Source organism: Pseudomonas sp. FP2196 (genome assembly GCF_030687715.1).
Lineage (GTDB): Bacteria > Pseudomonadota > Gammaproteobacteria > Pseudomonadales > Pseudomonadaceae > Aquipseudomonas.
Genome location: NZ_CP117445.1, coordinates 5,978,098 through 5,993,105 on the forward strand (window position 1 = coordinate 5,978,098; position 15,008 = coordinate 5,993,105).

Consider the following 15,008-nt stretch of genomic DNA (forward strand, 5'->3'; position numbering starts at 1 on the left):
GCGCGCCTAAAAAAGGCGACCTCATGAGGTCGCCTTTTTTGTGCCTGCTGGGTTTATACCGCCGCTTTACGCAACGTCGCCATAAACGCCGCCGCGCCAATGAACAGCCCGGCAAACGTGCGGTTCATTCGTTTCTGCTGTGTTGGCGTGCGCAACAGGCGCAGCACTTTCGACGCCAGACCGGTATAGCCAGCCATGACAATCAGATCGACGCAGATCATGGTCGCGCCGATCACCAGGTACTGGATCAGCAGCGGTGCGTGGGGATTGATGAACTGCGGCAGCACCGCCAGCATGAACACCAATGCCTTGGGGTTGCTGATATTCACCAGAAAACCGCGGAACACCAGCGCCAGCGGCTTGCCGATCGGTCGCACCGCTGCGTCATCGCTCATGTCCATGGGCAGAGCGCGCCATTGCTTGATCGCCAGATACACCAGATAGGCCACACCAAACCATTTGATCGCATGGAACGCAGTGGCCGAAGCAGTAAGAATCGCGCCGACACCGGCACCCACAATCGCGATCTGCACGGCCAAGCCGATTTGCAGGCCCAGGGCATTCCAGTAACCACGCCAGAAGCCGTATTGCAGACCGCTGGACATCGACGCAATGGCGCCGGCGCCCGGGGAAAGACTGATCACCCAGCAGGCGGCGAAGAACGCCAGCCATGTTTGTAGCTCCATCGCACACCTCGACTCTGACTCGTGACAGACGTCCAAGCTAATGCGGTTGGAGCTTAAAAGCAAAAGATCGCAGCTGCGACACCCCTCTGCAGGAGCTGCCGCAGGCTGCGATCTTTTGATCTTGGTTGAAGGCTTACTTCTCGAAACCGCTCGAAGGGAACACATCAGTCCCACGCCAACGCCGCACCGAACGCTGGAAGAACAAGCTGTTCGGCACCTGCACCATCGCGCTGCCGGTGCCCAGCTCCTCAGCCTCGATCAACGTGGTGTACAGCAGATTGATCGCCACCACCCGGCCTTTGACGCCGGGCTTGTCGGTGGTATCCACCAATTCGACCACATCGCCCAGGCGAAACGGCCCGACGGTGAAAATCAAAATCGCGCAGAGCAGATTCGACAGCACACTCCACATCGCGAAGAACGCCACCGCCGCCACCGCGACGAAACCCGACAGCGCCGTCCATAGCACCGTAGCCGAGACGCCGAGGCGCTGCAGTACAAAGATCACCGCACTGCCCATGATCAGCCAGCGCAACACGCCACGCAGCGGCATCAGCAGTTGCGGCGGAAAAGGATAGCGCTCACCCAGACGGGTCAGGCATTTGGCGACAAAGCGCTGGGCAATGTAACCGGCCAGCAGGATCAGCAGAATCTGTACGCCGAGCCAGATCGGCTCGACCCACATGGCCGGCAGCGGCAGCTTGAAGGCTTCCATCAGGACAACGCCTCCAGCTCCGCCTGCATGCTTTCCAGCATTTCCAGGGCTTCCATCCACGCCTCTTCAAGTTCCGCTTCGCGCACTTTCAGCTTGGCTTGCTCGGCCAGCAGATCACGCAGTTCGTTCTTGCGCGCCGGCTCATAGATGTCGCTGTCGCCGAGACTGGCATCGACCTTGGCCAGTTTTTCGTGGAGCTTGCCCAGCTCAGCTTCAAGCTTGTCGGCTTCACGCTTGTGCGGTGCCAGTTGCTGGCGCAACGCAGCAGCGGCCTGACGCTGAGCCTTCTTGTCGGTTTTGTCCGGGTTCACCGGGGTGTTGCTGACCGGCGCATTGCGTTGACGGTATTCCACCAGCCAACGCGCATAGTCTTCGAGGTCGCCGTCGAATTCTTCGACCTTGCCGTCGGCGACCAGATAGAAGTTGTCGGTGGTGCTCTTGAGCAAGTGACGATCGTGAGAGACCACCAGAACCGCGCCACTGAACTCCTGCAACGCCATGGTCAGCGCCAGGCGCATTTCCAGGTCGAGGTGGTTGGTCGGTTCGTCGAGCAGCAACAGGTTCGGCCGCTCCCAGGCGATCAACGCCAAGGCCAGACGCGCCTTCTCGCCACCGGAGAAATTCAACACTGGCTCGTCGATCCGCGCGCCACGGAAGTCGAAACCGCCGAGGAAGTCGCGCAGGGTCTGCTCGCGCTCGGTCGGCGCCAGACGCTGCAAGTGCAGCAACGGGCTGGCCTTGGAATCCAGCGAGTCGAGTTGATGCTGAGCGAAGTAGCCGACCACGGTGTTCTCGCCACGGGTCAGGCGCCCGGCCAACGGCTCAAGCTCGCCGGCGAGGTTCTTGATCAGGGTCGATTTGCCCGCGCCGTTCGGGCCGAGCAGACCGATTCGCGCACCCGGGGTCAGTTGTAGCTTGACCTTCTCCAGGATGGCTTTTTCACCGTAACCCAGACGCGCATCGGACAGGTCGATCAGCGGGCTGGAAATCTTCGTCGACTCGCGGAACACGAAATCGAACGGCGAATCGACATGGGCCGCCGACAACTCTTCCATGCGTTCCAGCGCCTTGATCCGGCTCTGGGCCTGGCGGGCCTTGGTGGCCTGAGCCTTGAAGCGGGCGATGTAGCTTTCCATGTGCGCACGCTGCGCCTGTTGCTTCTCGTAGGCCTGTTGCTGCTGGGCCAGACGCTCGGCACGGGCACGCTCAAACGCGGTGTAGCCGCCACGATAGAGGGTGATTTTGCGCTGATCGACGTGGGCCACATGGTCGACGACTTCATCGAGGAAATCGCGGTCGTGGGAAATCAGCAGCAAGGTGCCCGGATAGCTCTTGAGCCACTCTTCGAGCCAGATAATGGCGTCGAGGTCCAGGTGGTTGGTCGGTTCGTCGAGCAACAGCAAGTCCGACGGGCACATCAATGCCTGCGCCAGATTCAGACGCATCCGCCATCCACCGGAGAAATCTCCGACCTGGCGATCCATCTGCTCATTGGTGAAACCCAGACCGGCGAGCAACTTGCGCGCCCGCGCGTCGGCGGTGTAGCCGTCGGCGCTGTCGAGTTCGGCGTGCAGACGGGCCAGCGCCACGCCGTCATGGGCCGCTTCGGCCACCGCAAGGTCGCGTTGCACCTCACGTAGACGCAGGTCGCCATCGAGCACATAGTCGACCGCCAGGCGCTCGAGGGTGTCGACCTCCTGGCGCATGTGCGCGATCCGCCAGTCAGCCGGCAGCAGGCAATCGCCCGAATCCGGGTGCAATTCGCCGCGCAGCAAGGCAAACAGGCTGGATTTGCCGGCGCCGTTGGCACCGATGAGGCCAGCTTTGTGGCCGGCGTGCAGGGTCAGCTCGGCGTCTTCTAGCAGACGTTGCGGGCCACGCTGTAAAGTCAGGTTCTGAAGTCGGATCATAATGGCGGCGGAGTCTACCAGCTTCGCTCACAACTGGCGCGAGTAGCACGATGTCCTCTGACCTGTGGAGCTTTTCCCTTGCCACCTACGCCCGCCCGGGCGTGGAAGACGCCTGCCTGCAACTGCAAACGGCGGGGACCAATGTGTGCCTGATGCTGTGCGGTTTATGGCTGGAACAACGTGGCGTGGCCTGCGATCAACAGCGCGTTCAACAGCTTCAGCTGTTGACCGAGCCTTGGGATATCGAGGTCGTGCAACCGCTGCGTGCATTGCGCATGCAATGGAAGGCGGGGGCTATGAAAGATGCAGTGTTGAAAGGCATGCGCGACCAAGTCAAGGCGCTGGAGCTTGAGGCTGAGCGTGCGTTGTTGTCACGGCTGGAGGGGATTGCACAGATGTGGGCGCGCAATGCATCGGGGTCGATGGCATGGCTGGAGGCGCTGGAAGGCCCAGGGGCCAGCCCGAACCGCGATGCGCTGCAAGTGCTGCGCATCGCGGCAACCGGCACTTAGGAAGCGCTGGTAGGGTTGCTGGTGACGCTCGACGCAGCGGCTGGCGTTGGCGCAGTCGTAGAGGTCGAGGTCGAGGTAGTAGCGGCTGGCGCAGGTGCTGCTGGCGAGGCCGGGGTTGCCGGTGCGGCAGGCTTGGCAGCTGTCGGGGTGGCAGGTTTGGCAGCGGCTGGTTTTTTCGCAGCTGGTTTTGCTGCTGGTTTTGCTGCGGGCTTGGCAGCCGGTTTTGCGGCAGCAGGTTTGGCAGCGGCGGCCGGTTTAGCGGCTGGCTTGACTGCTGGTTTTGCAGCAGGCTTGGCAGCTGGTTTTGCGGCGACTTTGGCAGCTGGTTTTGCAGCCGCTTTGGCAGCAACTGGTTTGGCGGCGGACTTGGCGGCAGGTTTTGCAGCGGCAGTTTTAGCGGCAGGTTTCACTGCGGTTTTGCCCGCGGTTTTAGCGGCCGGTTTTGCTGCTGCGGTTTTCGTTGGAGTTGCTTTGGCTGCGGCTGTTTTTGCAGCGGGCTTTGCCGCAGCAGTTTTGGCGGCAGCAGGTTTTGCCGCAGTGGTTTTAGCCGCCGGTTTCGCAGCGCTCGCCGCAGCCGGTTTTTTTGCCGCAGGCTTGGCAGCCGGTTTTGCTGCAGCTTTCACGGGCACTTTGGCAGCTGGTTTTGCGGCGGCTTTAGCGGCTGGTTTTGCAGCAGCGGTTTTCGCCGGTGCCTTGGCTGCAGCAGGTTTGGCTGCGGCTTTCTTGACAGGTACCGCCGCTGGTTTGGCCGAGCGGGACGACAATACTTTGCCCACTGCTTCTTGGACACGACCAACACCCTGGGCCAGTTTCAGGCTTTCCTGGGCATCGCGCTTGAGTTGCAGAATGTAGCTGCGAGTGTCGGACTGACGTTCTTTCAGCGCATCGAGCAGGTCTTCGAGTTCTTTCACTGCGCCTTTGGCTTTGGTCTGCGCCTTGGCTTTGCCAGCGGCAGCTGCGTCCTGCAATTTGGTGCGGGATTTGTGCAGTTTTTCTTGCGCCTTGCCGCGTTGCTTTTCCAGTTTGGCGAGCAGTTTTTCAGCATCAGCCAAGGCTTGGGAGCAAGCGTTTTCCAGATGCTCGAGCAAGCTGCCCGAGAGTTGTTGGAGTAAGTGCAACGGAGTGTTTACAGGCTTCTTGGTGGCCGACATGGTTTACCTCCTGGCTGACGTGAGTGCGGCTCATACTAGACCTCTGCAGTTACCGCCGCTAGGTCATCTTGACAGTATCGAAACCGTTGCGTTGCAACGAAGTGAAAATGTTCTTCAACAAGTCGAAAGCAGTTCACCGTTGCAGACGTTCGCGCTGGCATAATCCACCGCAATTCAGGACGGAGAGAGCCCATGTCGCGCTACTTTTTTTTATCCCTCTGCGTGGTTTTTTCAGCGGCCTGCGCCGACGAAAAAACCACGGCGAACGACGCTCATGATCTGGCCTATAGTCTCGGTGCCAGCCTGGGCGAACGCTTGCGCCAGGAAGTCCCGCAGTTGCAGATTCAGGCACTGGTGGAAGGTTTGCAGCAGGCCTATCAAGGCAAGCCGCTGGCGCTGAGTGAAGCGCGCATCGAACAGATTCTGGCCGACCATGAATCGCAAAATGCCGAGCACGCCGCGATGCCTTCAAGCGACGCCGCGATGGAAAACGAGCAGCGTTTTCTGACGGCTGAAAAAGCCAAGTCAGGTGTGAAGCAACTGGCTGACGGCATCCTGCTCACCGAGCTGACGCCAGGCACCGGCACCAAGGCGGGCCCTGATGGAAAAGTCCAGGTGTTGTACATCGGTCGCTTGCCGGATGGCACCGTGTTCGATCAGAACACTCAGCCGCAATGGTTCAACCTCGACAGCGTGATCGCCGGTTGGCGCACCGCGTTGCAAAACATGCCGGTGGGTGCGAAATGGCGACTGGTGATTCCATCGGATCAGGCTTATGGCGCCGACGGTGCCGGCGACCTGATCGCGCCGTTTACACCGTTGGTTTTTGAAATCGAATTGCGCGGCGCGACGAGTTGATCAGGCATAAAAAACGGTGCGCCTGAGCGCACCGTTTTTTTGTTGAAAGCGTCAGTCAGGCCTGAACCGAATCCTCTTCCTTGTGTGCCGTATGCAGCACTTCAATCAGGCAGTCTTCCAGTTCAAAGCGCTCGTGAAGCAGGCCACCGAGTTCCTTGAATTTCTCCGCAACGCATTTGCCTTCGTCGCAAAGGTCGTTGAACGCCAGAAGTTTTTCGGTGATGACGTCGATGCGCGGATAGATTGTCTCGGCAAGCTCCAGGCCTCGCGTATCGCCAAACGCCTTGGCTTCACCGGTCAGTTGTTCGTAGATTTCGAAGTGCCCGGCCGACACATAATCGACCAGCACGCCGCAGAACTCCTGCAAGGGCTTGCGGTTCTCGGACAGCGCCTGAGGCTCCGCGCCGAGTTTGTCGTAGGCGCCGATCAGATCTTCACGCTCTTGCAACCAGCGGTCGATCAGCAGATGAACTCCACCCCAACGTTCCTGAGCATTCTGACAACTTTCGAGCATGGCGATCTCTCTTCCCTTGTGGGTCATGCTGCTCTACACCCGCGCCCCTCTTCTGATTTTGGCTTGGGGGGACGGCCGGGCAGAGCGTCATCGAGCAACATAAATCCAATGACACGTGCGGGCCAGATTATGCCCGCACGCCTATGGCTTCAAGGTACGCAGGAGATAAAGTTCATACAAGTGTTTAATCCCGGACCAGCGCCGAGTGCGACGCTTCGCCGCTGAGCGGTCGCTGCAGAGCGCCCCAGCCCAGGCGCAACAATTGATAAACGGCAAGAATCGACACCGCGACAAAGAACAACAGACTCCACTCCGGGACACTCAGATCGAACAGCGTCCAGGAAATTTCCGCGCAGTCTGCGCCACCGTTAGACATCCTTTGCAGCGCGCAGAGCCACGGAAAACCGCTGAACAGCGTCTCGGGCGCCGGTGAGCAATTCAACAGTTGCAGCACCGGATCGCTTTGTATCAGCACCTGCCGCCAGGCCGCCGTGGTGCCGCCGAGGCTCGTCAGCAGCGCAAGCAACCAGTAAAGCGAAAGGCCGACACGTTTGGGTCCGTGGATCGCCGCCAGACCGCAGAATGCCGACAGCAACGTCAGGAACAGCCGCTGCACCAGGCAGAGACTGCACGGCGTAAGGCCGACAACGTATTCAAGATAATAGGAAGCTCCCAGGGCAAAGGCCCCCGCAGTGAAAGCCATGAAGAACAAGGAGCGTGAGCAGGCCAACGACATGGCTTTTCCGTAACAGTAGAGACAGATGGTTACGGTAGAGGAAAGCGTGTCAGCCTTTCAAGGCAAGGCCCTGCGGACAGTTCACCAGAGGTGTAGGGAAAACCCGACAGGTTCGAGAGGAATCGGTGTAGCCCGTTGTAGGACTTTGCCCTTAGCACTCACTGAAGTTGAATTTGCGGCCACCAAAGGTAAGCGAGGGAGCAACCTCCCTCGCGACTTCAAACGTGAGCCGGAACCGGCAGCGGCGCGGCCAGCAGGCGCTCATCGAGCAGACCCAGACCCTCCTGAAACAACTGATTGCTGCGCTCGGTATCGCCCAGTTGCGCGAGCAAGCGCGCCAGTTCCGCACAGGCTTCCGGATTACGCTGCACGCGCAGGCTGCTTTCGAGGTAGTCCCGCGCCTTGCCCCACAGGCTGGCTTGCAGACACAGACGTCCCAACGTCAGGAGCAGGCTCGGATCGTGCGGATGATCTTTGAGCCAGCCTTCGGCGGTTTGCAGCTGGCGTGCCGGATCACTGCCGCGCACCAGACCATAAAGACGCGCCAGATGACTGTCGTACTTGCGCTTGAGCGCGGTGCGCAGCACCTCTTCCGCCTCGACCTGAGCACCCAGCTGACGCAACTGCTCGGCATAGGCCAACACCAGCGGCGGCTCCTGACGTTGCGCCGAGGTGAGCTGCTGCCATGCCCGGCTGAGCGACTGCAGGCCGACTGTGCCGTCCTCTTCGCGCTGTGCAGCCAGTGACAGGTTTTCACCCCAGGCACGACGCTCAAGCTCAGCCAGTTCGGCAGGTGGCAGGACTTTGTCCTTGCGCAATTCGGGCAACAAACGAATCACCGCCGACCATTCACCGCGCTGCTGATACAGACGCTGTAACTGGCGCAGTGTCTGCACATTATGGGGGTGACGCTCGTGCATGGCCTGCAGAGTCACTAGCGCGCCGTCGGTATCGCCACGGTCGGTCTGCAACTGGGCATGGCTCAAGGCAATCGCCAGTTCCGCCTGCGGCTGACGCTCCAGCGCCCGTTCGAGCAGACGATCGGATTCCTCGTAATTGCCTTGCTCGTTCGCCGCGCGGGCAGCGCCGAGGTAATACAGCAGCGGTTGGCGTTCGGCCTCTGCGGCTCGATATAGATGACGCTGGGCGCTGGCCCAACGACCTTCAGCCAAGTCCAGCTGACCATGTTCGATGGCCACCTGCACCCGGCGGCTGCGGTTGCGCCGTGACCATGGATTGACCACGCCGCTGGAGGCCATGACCAGCTCGACCAAAGCCTTGATGCCCCAGATCAGCAGCCACAGCACCGCGATCAGCGCCAGCGTCGCCCATAGGCTCGACTCGTAACGGAAGGACTTGTAAGCAACCAGCACGTACCCGGAATGCTCGGCAATCGCCAGGCCCAACGCCGCCGTCGCGGCGATCACCAGAAACACGATCACATAGAGGCGTTTCATGGCGTGGCCTCCTGCGCGGTGTTGGCGGCAGGTCTGGCGAAAGGTTTCACCGACTCTTCGGCGTTAACGTTACGTCGTTCCAGATAGGCTTGAACCGCACTCAACGTGCCGGTCAAATCCGGGGTGTTGACGGTGACCGGTTCCTTGCTCAGCTCGCCGACTTGTTCCAGCATCACTTTGCTTTGCGGATTGTCCGGATTGAAATTGCCTTTCAGGACGTCGCGCGCCTCGGCCATTGCCTGGGTGTACACCGCCGCCTGACCATTGAGGGCCGCCCACTGCGCCTGCTCCAGCGCCAGACTCAAGGCCAGACGCACTTGGCTCAGACTCTGTCCGGCCAACAGCGGCTTCACATTCTTGTCCGCGTTGAAATCGATACGAATGTAATGCGAGACCTGATCCCACCACTGCGCCCAGCGACTGGCGCCGTCACCATCGGCCGTCAGGCCGAGCAGCGACTCGCCGCGATCCTTGTATTCCGGCGCCAGCTCGGTGAGGTCAATGACCTGATCACGCAAGGCCCCCAGGCGCAGGAACAACCCGGTGCGATCCGGCTGCGCGGTGCTGCGCAGCGCGACCAGGGTTTTCGCCACTTGTTCACGTGCAGCGAACGAGCCGGGGTCGTTCTGTTCGCGAAGAATTTCGTCAGCACCTTGCACCAGGGCCTGGGCGCTGCTGATGTCCTGCAAGGCCGAAAGGCGCAGGCTTGCCAGTCGCAGCAAATGCTCGGCCTCGGCCAGACGCCAGTCCTTGCGGCTAGCGCCGAGGACGGTTTCCAGGCGCTGATTGAGGCGCTGTTGATCGCCCTGAAGCTGCGTCACCAGACGCTGGCGATCGGCGAGCTCGTCGGCCCCCGGCAACTGTGCGAGGCGCTCGGTCAGGCGCTGCTCGTTGAGCTTCAGGCTCTGCGCCTGATCGTTCAACGCCTGAACCTGACCCGACTGTTGCTGGGTATTGGTTTGCAGGTGACGCACCTGCCAGACACCCCAGCCACCGATCGCCACGCCGGCAGCGCCGAGCAACAGGGCGACAATGGCCAGTCCATTGCCTCGGCGCGGCTCTTTGGCCGGCGGTGGAGTTTCAACCTGAGCATCAATCACAGGTTGGACGTCATCTTTAGGCAAGGCTGTTTCGCTCACGTATCCATCCTTTGCATTAGAAAACGGGCACGGGTTGCTCCCGTAACGCCGTCAGCAAAGCCGCGGCACTCGCGCCGCGGCAATCCACAACTGTTTGGGCCCCGGCGGCACGTGCCTGCTCGGCGACCCTCGGGCTTGGTACAAACAACGGCAACTGCGCAATCAAAGGCCAGGCATCGCCGGCCATCTGACGCAGGTGCTCGAAACCCTGTCCACTGCTGACCACCAGCCCGTTCAAGCGTTCCGCTTCGATCCGCCGCGGCAATGTTTGCGGCGCATAAGCTGGCAGGTCACGTCGATACAATTCCAGATACTCGACACTAGCACCAAGCTCACGCAGGCGCTCGGCGAGCAGCTCGCGACCGCCCTCCCCGCGCAGGATCAACACTTGCGCACCGGGCCGGGCCACCGCCTCACGCAGACGCGATAATCGCAGCAACGCCTCGCTGTCATCACCGTCGACCGGGAAGCTCACGTCAAGACCATGATCCTTGAGAATCTGCGCCGTCGCTGCACCGACACTGAACCAAGGGTTCGCCAGTGACTGCGCGCCATGAGCCTTGAGCAGATCCACCGCAATGCGTGCCGCCGGTTTGCTCACCACGATCACCGCGCTGCAAACGGGCAACTGCGCAATCGCCTGGCTTATTCTGTCAGAGACCGGCAGCGGCGCGATTTCCAAAAGCGGCAGGCAACTGCTGAAAATCCCCTGCCCGGCCAACGTTTCGGCGAGCGCCGCACAGTCGTCCGCAGGGCGCGTCAACAGCAGGCGCCAACCGGTCACTCGTGGCCTGCCTCGCCGTAAACTGCCTTGAGAATTTCTTCAGCGCCCTGGCTGAGCAAATCTTCGGCAACCTTCACGCCCAGCGCATCGGCATCGGTGCGCGGAGCCCGGGCTTCGGCGCTGATCAGTCGGCCGCCACTCGGCTCGCCCACCAGACCACGCAGCCACAACTGCTCGCCTTCGAGTACGGCGTAGCAAGCGATTGGCACCTGGCAGCCGCCATTCAAATGCTTGTTGAGGGCGCGTTCAGCAGTGACGCGCGAGGACGTGTCCGCATGATGCAGAGGAGCCAGCAAGGCGTGGATTTCACTGTCGACGCTGCGGCATTCGATACCGACTGCGCCCTGGCCACCGGCCGGCAGGCTGTCATCGACGCTGATGGCCGAGGTGATACGGTCTTCGAAACCGAGACGGATCAGACCGGCTGCCGCAAGGATGATCGCGTCGTACTCGCCGGCATCGAGCTTGGCCAGACGGGTGTTGACATTGCCACGCAGGAAGCGGATTTCCAGATCCGGGCGGCGAGTCAGCAACTGCGCCTGACGACGCAGACTGGAGGTGCCGACGATGCTGCCGGCCGGCAATGCCTCAAGGCTTGGGTAGGCATTGGAAACGAAAGCATCACGCGGGTCTTCGCGCTCGCAGATGCAAAACAGGCCGAGGCCTTCGGGAAAGTCCATCGGCACGTCTTTCATCGAGTGGACGGCGATGTCGGCTTCGTTTTCCAGTAGCGCGGTTTCCAGTTCCTTGACGAACAGGCCCTTGCCACCAATCTTCGACAGCGGCGAATCGAGCAACTTGTCGCCGCGACTGACCATGGGCACCAGCGTCACCAGCAGACCCGGATGGGCCGCCTCCAGACGGGCTTTGACGTATTCGGCCTGCCAGAGGGCCAGCGCACTTTTACGGGTGGCGATGCGGATTTCGCGAGAGGACATGGATCAATCCGTACTGAATAGATACGGCGGATAATAACAGCTCAGCCAAATCCACTTTGACTTGAATCAGAAACGGCGTGGCCTCCCTGGCCTGCAATGCCTGGTAACGAAAAGTGAAAGCCGCCCGCAATGGCCGGCTTAAAGGCCCTGCATCATTTTGCGCACACCCGCCACATGCCGGCGGCTGACAATCAGCGCGTCACCATTGAGGCCTTTGAGGAACAGCTGGAAATGTCCCAGCGGCGTGCGTTGCAGACGTTCGATGCGGTCGCGGGCGACCAGCGCGTTGCGGTGGATGCGCACGAAGCGTTCACCGAATTCGTCTTCCAGAGCCTTGAGCGGTTCGTCCAGCAGCACTTCGCCGGCTTCATGGCGCAAGGTCACGTATTTGTGGTCGGCAATGAAGTAGACCACCTGATCCAGCGGTATCAGTTCAATGCCTTTTCGGGTACGGGCGCTGATGTGACTGCGCGGGCCATTGCCGCTTTCGGCGGCGGGGCGGGTCAGGGCCGAGAGTTGCGTCCGATTGGGACGCTCAGCCCGTTTCAGGGCGTCATGCAGGTGTTCGGTTCGCACGGGTTTCACCACATAGCCCACGGCGCTGGCCTGCAGGGCTTCCACGGCAAATTCATCGGGACTGGTGCAAAACACCACGGCCGGTGGTGTTTCGCGCTCGCACAGACGGGCAGCGACCTGCAGGCCATCCAGGCCCGGCATGCGAATATCGATAAGCACGATATCCGGTTTGTGGCTGTCGATCAGCACCAACGCCTCTTCGCCATTCGTGGCGCTGGGCTCCAGGACTGTGTAACCCTCGAGCTCGCTCACCATTCGGCTGAGGCGCTCGCGAGCCAGTGGTTCGTCATCAACGATCAGGACATTCATATTGCGCTGGATTCCTGCGTGAGTCTCGCACAAGGATAGCGTAGACAGGTGAAGTGACGTCCGTCACCGCGATCCACGCTAAGACTAGCCCGAGCGCCAAAAAGTGCCGTACGTCGGCCAGCAATATTTGCCAGTGTCCGGGTCGTACTGCTCGAAGCCCGCTGTTTCCTGCGCTTTGCGCGGTGTTTGTCCAAGGACAATCCACCCACCCCCTCTTCTTATAGTCGGGAGACAGACCTTTGCGTGATCTGACTTGCACCGACCCTTATGTCCAACTGTAGACGCTCGTCGGAACGATATTGCTCAATCGAAAAATATCGTTGCGCAAATTTCCGGGAGGACGCGCCGACTATGGATGACACGATGAGAAAAAAACGTATCGACCGGTGTCAGCGACAGGATTGGCAACCCTGTTATTATCCGCGCCAGCGTTTCACGCCTTTTTTCTTCAAGCCGATACGAGCGAATTCATGAGCACTGACAAGACCAATCAGTCCTGGGGCGGCCGCTTCAGTGAACCCGTCGACGCCTTCGTCGCCCGCTTCACCGCCTCCGTCACTTTCGACCAGCGCCTGTATCGACACGACATCATGGGCTCGATCGCCCACGCCACCATGCTGGCCAAGGTCGGCGTGCTGACCGATGCCGAGCGCGACAGCATCATCGATGGCCTGAAGACCATTCAGGGCGAAATCGAGGCCGGCCAGTTCGACTGGCGCATTGACCTCGAAGACGTGCACATGAACATCGAAGCGCGCCTGACCGACCGCATCGGTGTCACCGGTAAAAAGCTGCACACCGGGCGTAGCCGTAACGACCAGGTGGCCACCGATATCCGCCTGTGGCTGCGTGACGAGATCGACCTGATCCTGGCCGAGATCACCCGCCTGCAAAACGGCCTGCTGGAGCAAGCCGAGCGCGAAGCCGCGAGCATCATGCCGGGCTTCACTCACCTGCAAACTGCTCAGCCAGTGACCTTCGGGCATCACATGCTGGCCTGGTTCGAAATGCTCAGCCGCGACTACGAGCGTCTGGTCGACTGCCGCAAGCGCACCAACCGCATGCCGCTGGGCAGCGCTGCGCTGGCTGGCACCACCTACCCGATCGACCGCGAGTACACCGCACAACTGCTGGGCTTCGACGCCGTCGGCGGCAACTCGCTGGACAACGTTTCCGATCGCGACTTCGCCATCGAATTCTGCTCGGCCGCAAGCATCGCGATGATGCACTTGTCGCGTTTCTCCGAAGAGCTGGTGCTGTGGACCAGCGCGCAATTCCAGTTCATCGATCTGCCGGACCGTTTCTGCACCGGCAGCTCGATCATGCCGCAAAAGAAAAACCCTGACGTGCCAGAGTTGGTGCGCGGCAAGACCGGTCGCGTATTCGGCGCACTGATGGGCCTGCTGACGCTGATGAAAGGCCAGCCGCTGGCCTACAACAAGGACAACCAGGAAGACAAAGAGCCGCTGTTCGATGCCGCCGACACTCTGCGCGATTCGCTGCGTGCCTTTGCCGACATGATCCCGGCGATCAAGCCGAAACACGCGATCATGCGTGAAGCGGCGCTGCGTGGCTTCTCCACCGCGACCGACCTGGCGGACTACCTGGTGCGCCGTGGCCTGCCGTTCCGTGATTGCCACGAAATCGTTGGCCATGCTGTGAAATATGGCGTCGACACCGGCAAGGACCTGGCAGAAATGAGCCTGGAAGAACTGCGTCAGTTCAGCGACCAGATCGAGCAGGACGTGTTTGCCGTGCTGACCCTGGAAGGTTCGGTGAATGCCCGTGACCACATCGGCGGCACTGCGCCGGCGCAGGTCAAGGCTGCGGTTGTGCGCGGTCAGGCGCTGATCGCCAGCCGCTAAAAAGCATCGCTGGCAAGCCAGCTCCCACAGGGATTTTGATAGATCACAATTATGTGATCGACACAAAACCTGTGGGAGCAGGCTTGCCAGCGATTTACCAACTGCAAAACGCTAAAAAACCCTACTTCTTCGCAGCGATCATCGCCAAAAACGCCGGCATCGCCGCCTCTTTATCCGCTGCAATCTTCTGCACATGCGGATTCTGCTCAAACCGCTCCAGCAACGCTTTTGCCTCCGGCATCTCTGCCAGAAAATCAATTCCGAACAGCTTCTGCCCAACCGCACAGGCCAGCGGCACGCTGTAGAGAAAGTACAGATCCGCGATGCTCAGACTGTCGCCTGCCACATACGGGGCGAATTTGCCGTGGCGACCCAGCGAAGCAAACCCCAGTAGCAACTCGGACTTGGTCTTTTCCTTGATTGCATCCGGCAAGGTCATGCCAAAAAACGCTTCGCCGTAACAGGCGCGGCCCGGCAGTTCGATATACAGCTCGATTTCCTTGGCGATGGACAATACCTGCGCACGCTCAGACGGGTCGCTCGGCAGCAGCGGCGTGCCTTTCTGGGTTTGCTCGAGGTATTCGAGGATGACCGCAGTTTCGTTGATGAAACCGGCATCGACGCCCAGCACCGGTACCTTGCCGCGCGGGCTGATCGCCAGCGAATCCGGGGTCTGCGCCGGATAGAACGTGACCTCTTCGAACGGCAGGCCTTTTTCCAGTAGTGCCAGTTTGACCATGTTGTAGTAGTTGCTGACAGAGAATCCGTAGAGCTTGAGCATCACATAGCCTCCGGGCCGTGCGGGGTGGGCGGTGTCTGTTTATAGATCGCCGAGGCGAATCCCGCCAGCAGCATCAC

The 15,008-nt window shown here is 60.6% G+C and carries 15 protein-coding genes and 1 pseudogene; 3 read left to right on the plus strand and 13 right to left on the minus strand.

The features are described 5' to 3' along the window. Positions 1 to 53 precede the first annotated feature (53 nt). From PSH79_RS26900 to abc-f, 3 genes are all read right to left on the minus strand, one after another. Positions 54 to 686 (minus strand): LysE family transporter, encoded by a 633-nt coding sequence (locus PSH79_RS26900; RefSeq protein WP_305440431.1) that lies wholly within the window; start codon positions 684 to 686, stop codon positions 54 to 56. 133 nt (positions 687 to 819) lie between these two features. Further along, positions 820 to 1,401, minus strand: a complete 582-nt coding sequence (locus PSH79_RS26905; protein WP_187678235.1) for a mechanosensitive ion channel family protein — start codon at positions 1,399 to 1,401, stop codon at positions 820 to 822. Next, positions 1,401 to 3,311 (minus strand): ribosomal protection-like ABC-F family protein, encoded by a 1,911-nt coding sequence (gene abc-f / locus PSH79_RS26910; RefSeq protein WP_305440432.1) that lies wholly within the window; start codon positions 3,309 to 3,311, stop codon positions 1,401 to 1,403. The genes PSH79_RS26905 and abc-f overlap by 1 nt, the downstream gene beginning before the upstream one ends. Positions 3,312 to 3,361: 50 nt before the next feature. Here abc-f and PSH79_RS26915 point away from each other — a divergent pair, with 50 nt between their 5' ends. After that, the gene (locus PSH79_RS26915) at positions 3,362 to 3,823 is read left to right on the plus strand and encodes a TIGR02444 family protein (protein ID WP_305440433.1); all 462 of its coding nucleotides are present in this window, start codon (positions 3,362 to 3,364) and stop codon (positions 3,821 to 3,823) included. On the opposite strand, the gene PSH79_RS26920 is transcribed toward PSH79_RS26915, so the two are convergent. After that, complete coding sequence (locus tag PSH79_RS26920; RefSeq protein WP_305440434.1) at positions 3,820 to 4,974, minus strand: AlgP family protein; 1,155 nt, start codon at positions 4,972 to 4,974, stop codon at positions 3,820 to 3,822. The genes PSH79_RS26915 and PSH79_RS26920 overlap by 4 nt on opposite strands. 192 nt (positions 4,975 to 5,166) lie before the next feature. Here PSH79_RS26920 and PSH79_RS26925 point away from each other — a divergent pair, with 192 nt between their 5' ends. After that, on the plus strand, positions 5,167 to 5,832 hold the full coding sequence (locus tag PSH79_RS26925; protein WP_305440435.1) for an FKBP-type peptidyl-prolyl cis-trans isomerase: 666 nt from the start codon (positions 5,167 to 5,169) through the stop codon (positions 5,830 to 5,832). Between the two features lie 55 nt (positions 5,833 to 5,887). Here PSH79_RS26925 and rsd read toward each other — a convergent pair whose 3' ends face one another. From rsd to PSH79_RS28305, 8 genes and pseudogenes are all read right to left on the minus strand, one after another. Next, entirely contained in the window at positions 5,888 to 6,346 is a 459-nt protein-coding gene (rsd, locus tag PSH79_RS26930) for a sigma D regulator (RefSeq protein WP_305440436.1), read from the minus strand. A 184-nt stretch (positions 6,347 to 6,530) separates the two neighbouring features. Then, positions 6,531 to 7,082 (minus strand): disulfide bond formation protein B, encoded by a 552-nt coding sequence (locus PSH79_RS26935; RefSeq protein WP_305440437.1) that lies wholly within the window; start codon positions 7,080 to 7,082, stop codon positions 6,531 to 6,533. 218 nt (positions 7,083 to 7,300) lie between these two features. Continuing rightward, a complete protein-coding gene (locus PSH79_RS26940; RefSeq protein ID WP_305440438.1) occupies positions 7,301 to 8,539 on the minus strand; it encodes a heme biosynthesis protein HemY in 1,239 nt (412 codons plus the stop codon). After that, positions 8,536 to 9,678 carry a uroporphyrinogen-III C-methyltransferase gene (locus PSH79_RS26945; RefSeq protein ID WP_305440439.1) on the minus strand — a complete coding sequence of 381 codons (1,143 nt, stop codon included), beginning with the start codon at positions 9,676 to 9,678 and terminating at the stop codon, positions 8,536 to 8,538. The genes PSH79_RS26940 and PSH79_RS26945 overlap by 4 nt, the downstream gene beginning before the upstream one ends. Positions 9,679 to 9,694: 16 nt before the next feature. Then, complete coding sequence (locus PSH79_RS26950; protein WP_305440440.1) at positions 9,695 to 10,462, minus strand: uroporphyrinogen-III synthase; 768 nt, start codon at positions 10,460 to 10,462, stop codon at positions 9,695 to 9,697. Further along, positions 10,459 to 11,400, minus strand: a complete 942-nt coding sequence (gene hemC, locus PSH79_RS26955; protein WP_305440441.1) for a hydroxymethylbilane synthase — start codon at positions 11,398 to 11,400, stop codon at positions 10,459 to 10,461. The genes PSH79_RS26950 and hemC overlap by 4 nt, the downstream gene beginning before the upstream one ends. A gap of 138 nt (positions 11,401 to 11,538) precedes the next feature. Continuing rightward, positions 11,539 to 12,285 carry a LytTR family DNA-binding domain-containing protein gene (locus PSH79_RS26960; RefSeq protein ID WP_305440442.1) on the minus strand — a complete coding sequence of 249 codons (747 nt, stop codon included), beginning with the start codon at positions 12,283 to 12,285 and terminating at the stop codon, positions 11,539 to 11,541. After that, positions 12,282 to 12,422: pseudogene (locus PSH79_RS28305) on the minus strand (sensor histidine kinase); the annotation flags it as partial. The pseudogene PSH79_RS28305 and the gene PSH79_RS26960, both read right to left, overlap by 4 nt. Positions 12,423 to 12,755: 333 nt before the next feature. On the opposite strand from PSH79_RS28305, the gene argH reads away from it, so the two are divergent. Beyond that, complete coding sequence (gene argH / locus PSH79_RS26965; RefSeq protein WP_305440443.1) at positions 12,756 to 14,150, plus strand: argininosuccinate lyase; 1,395 nt, start codon at positions 12,756 to 12,758, stop codon at positions 14,148 to 14,150. A 121-nt stretch (positions 14,151 to 14,271) separates the two neighbouring features. On the opposite strand, the gene PSH79_RS26970 is transcribed toward argH, so the two are convergent. Continuing rightward, positions 14,272 to 14,931: a glutathione S-transferase family protein gene (locus PSH79_RS26970; protein ID WP_305440444.1), complete on the minus strand. Its 660-nt coding sequence runs from the start codon at positions 14,929 to 14,931 to the stop codon at positions 14,272 to 14,274. Positions 14,932 to 15,008 lie beyond the last annotated feature (77 nt).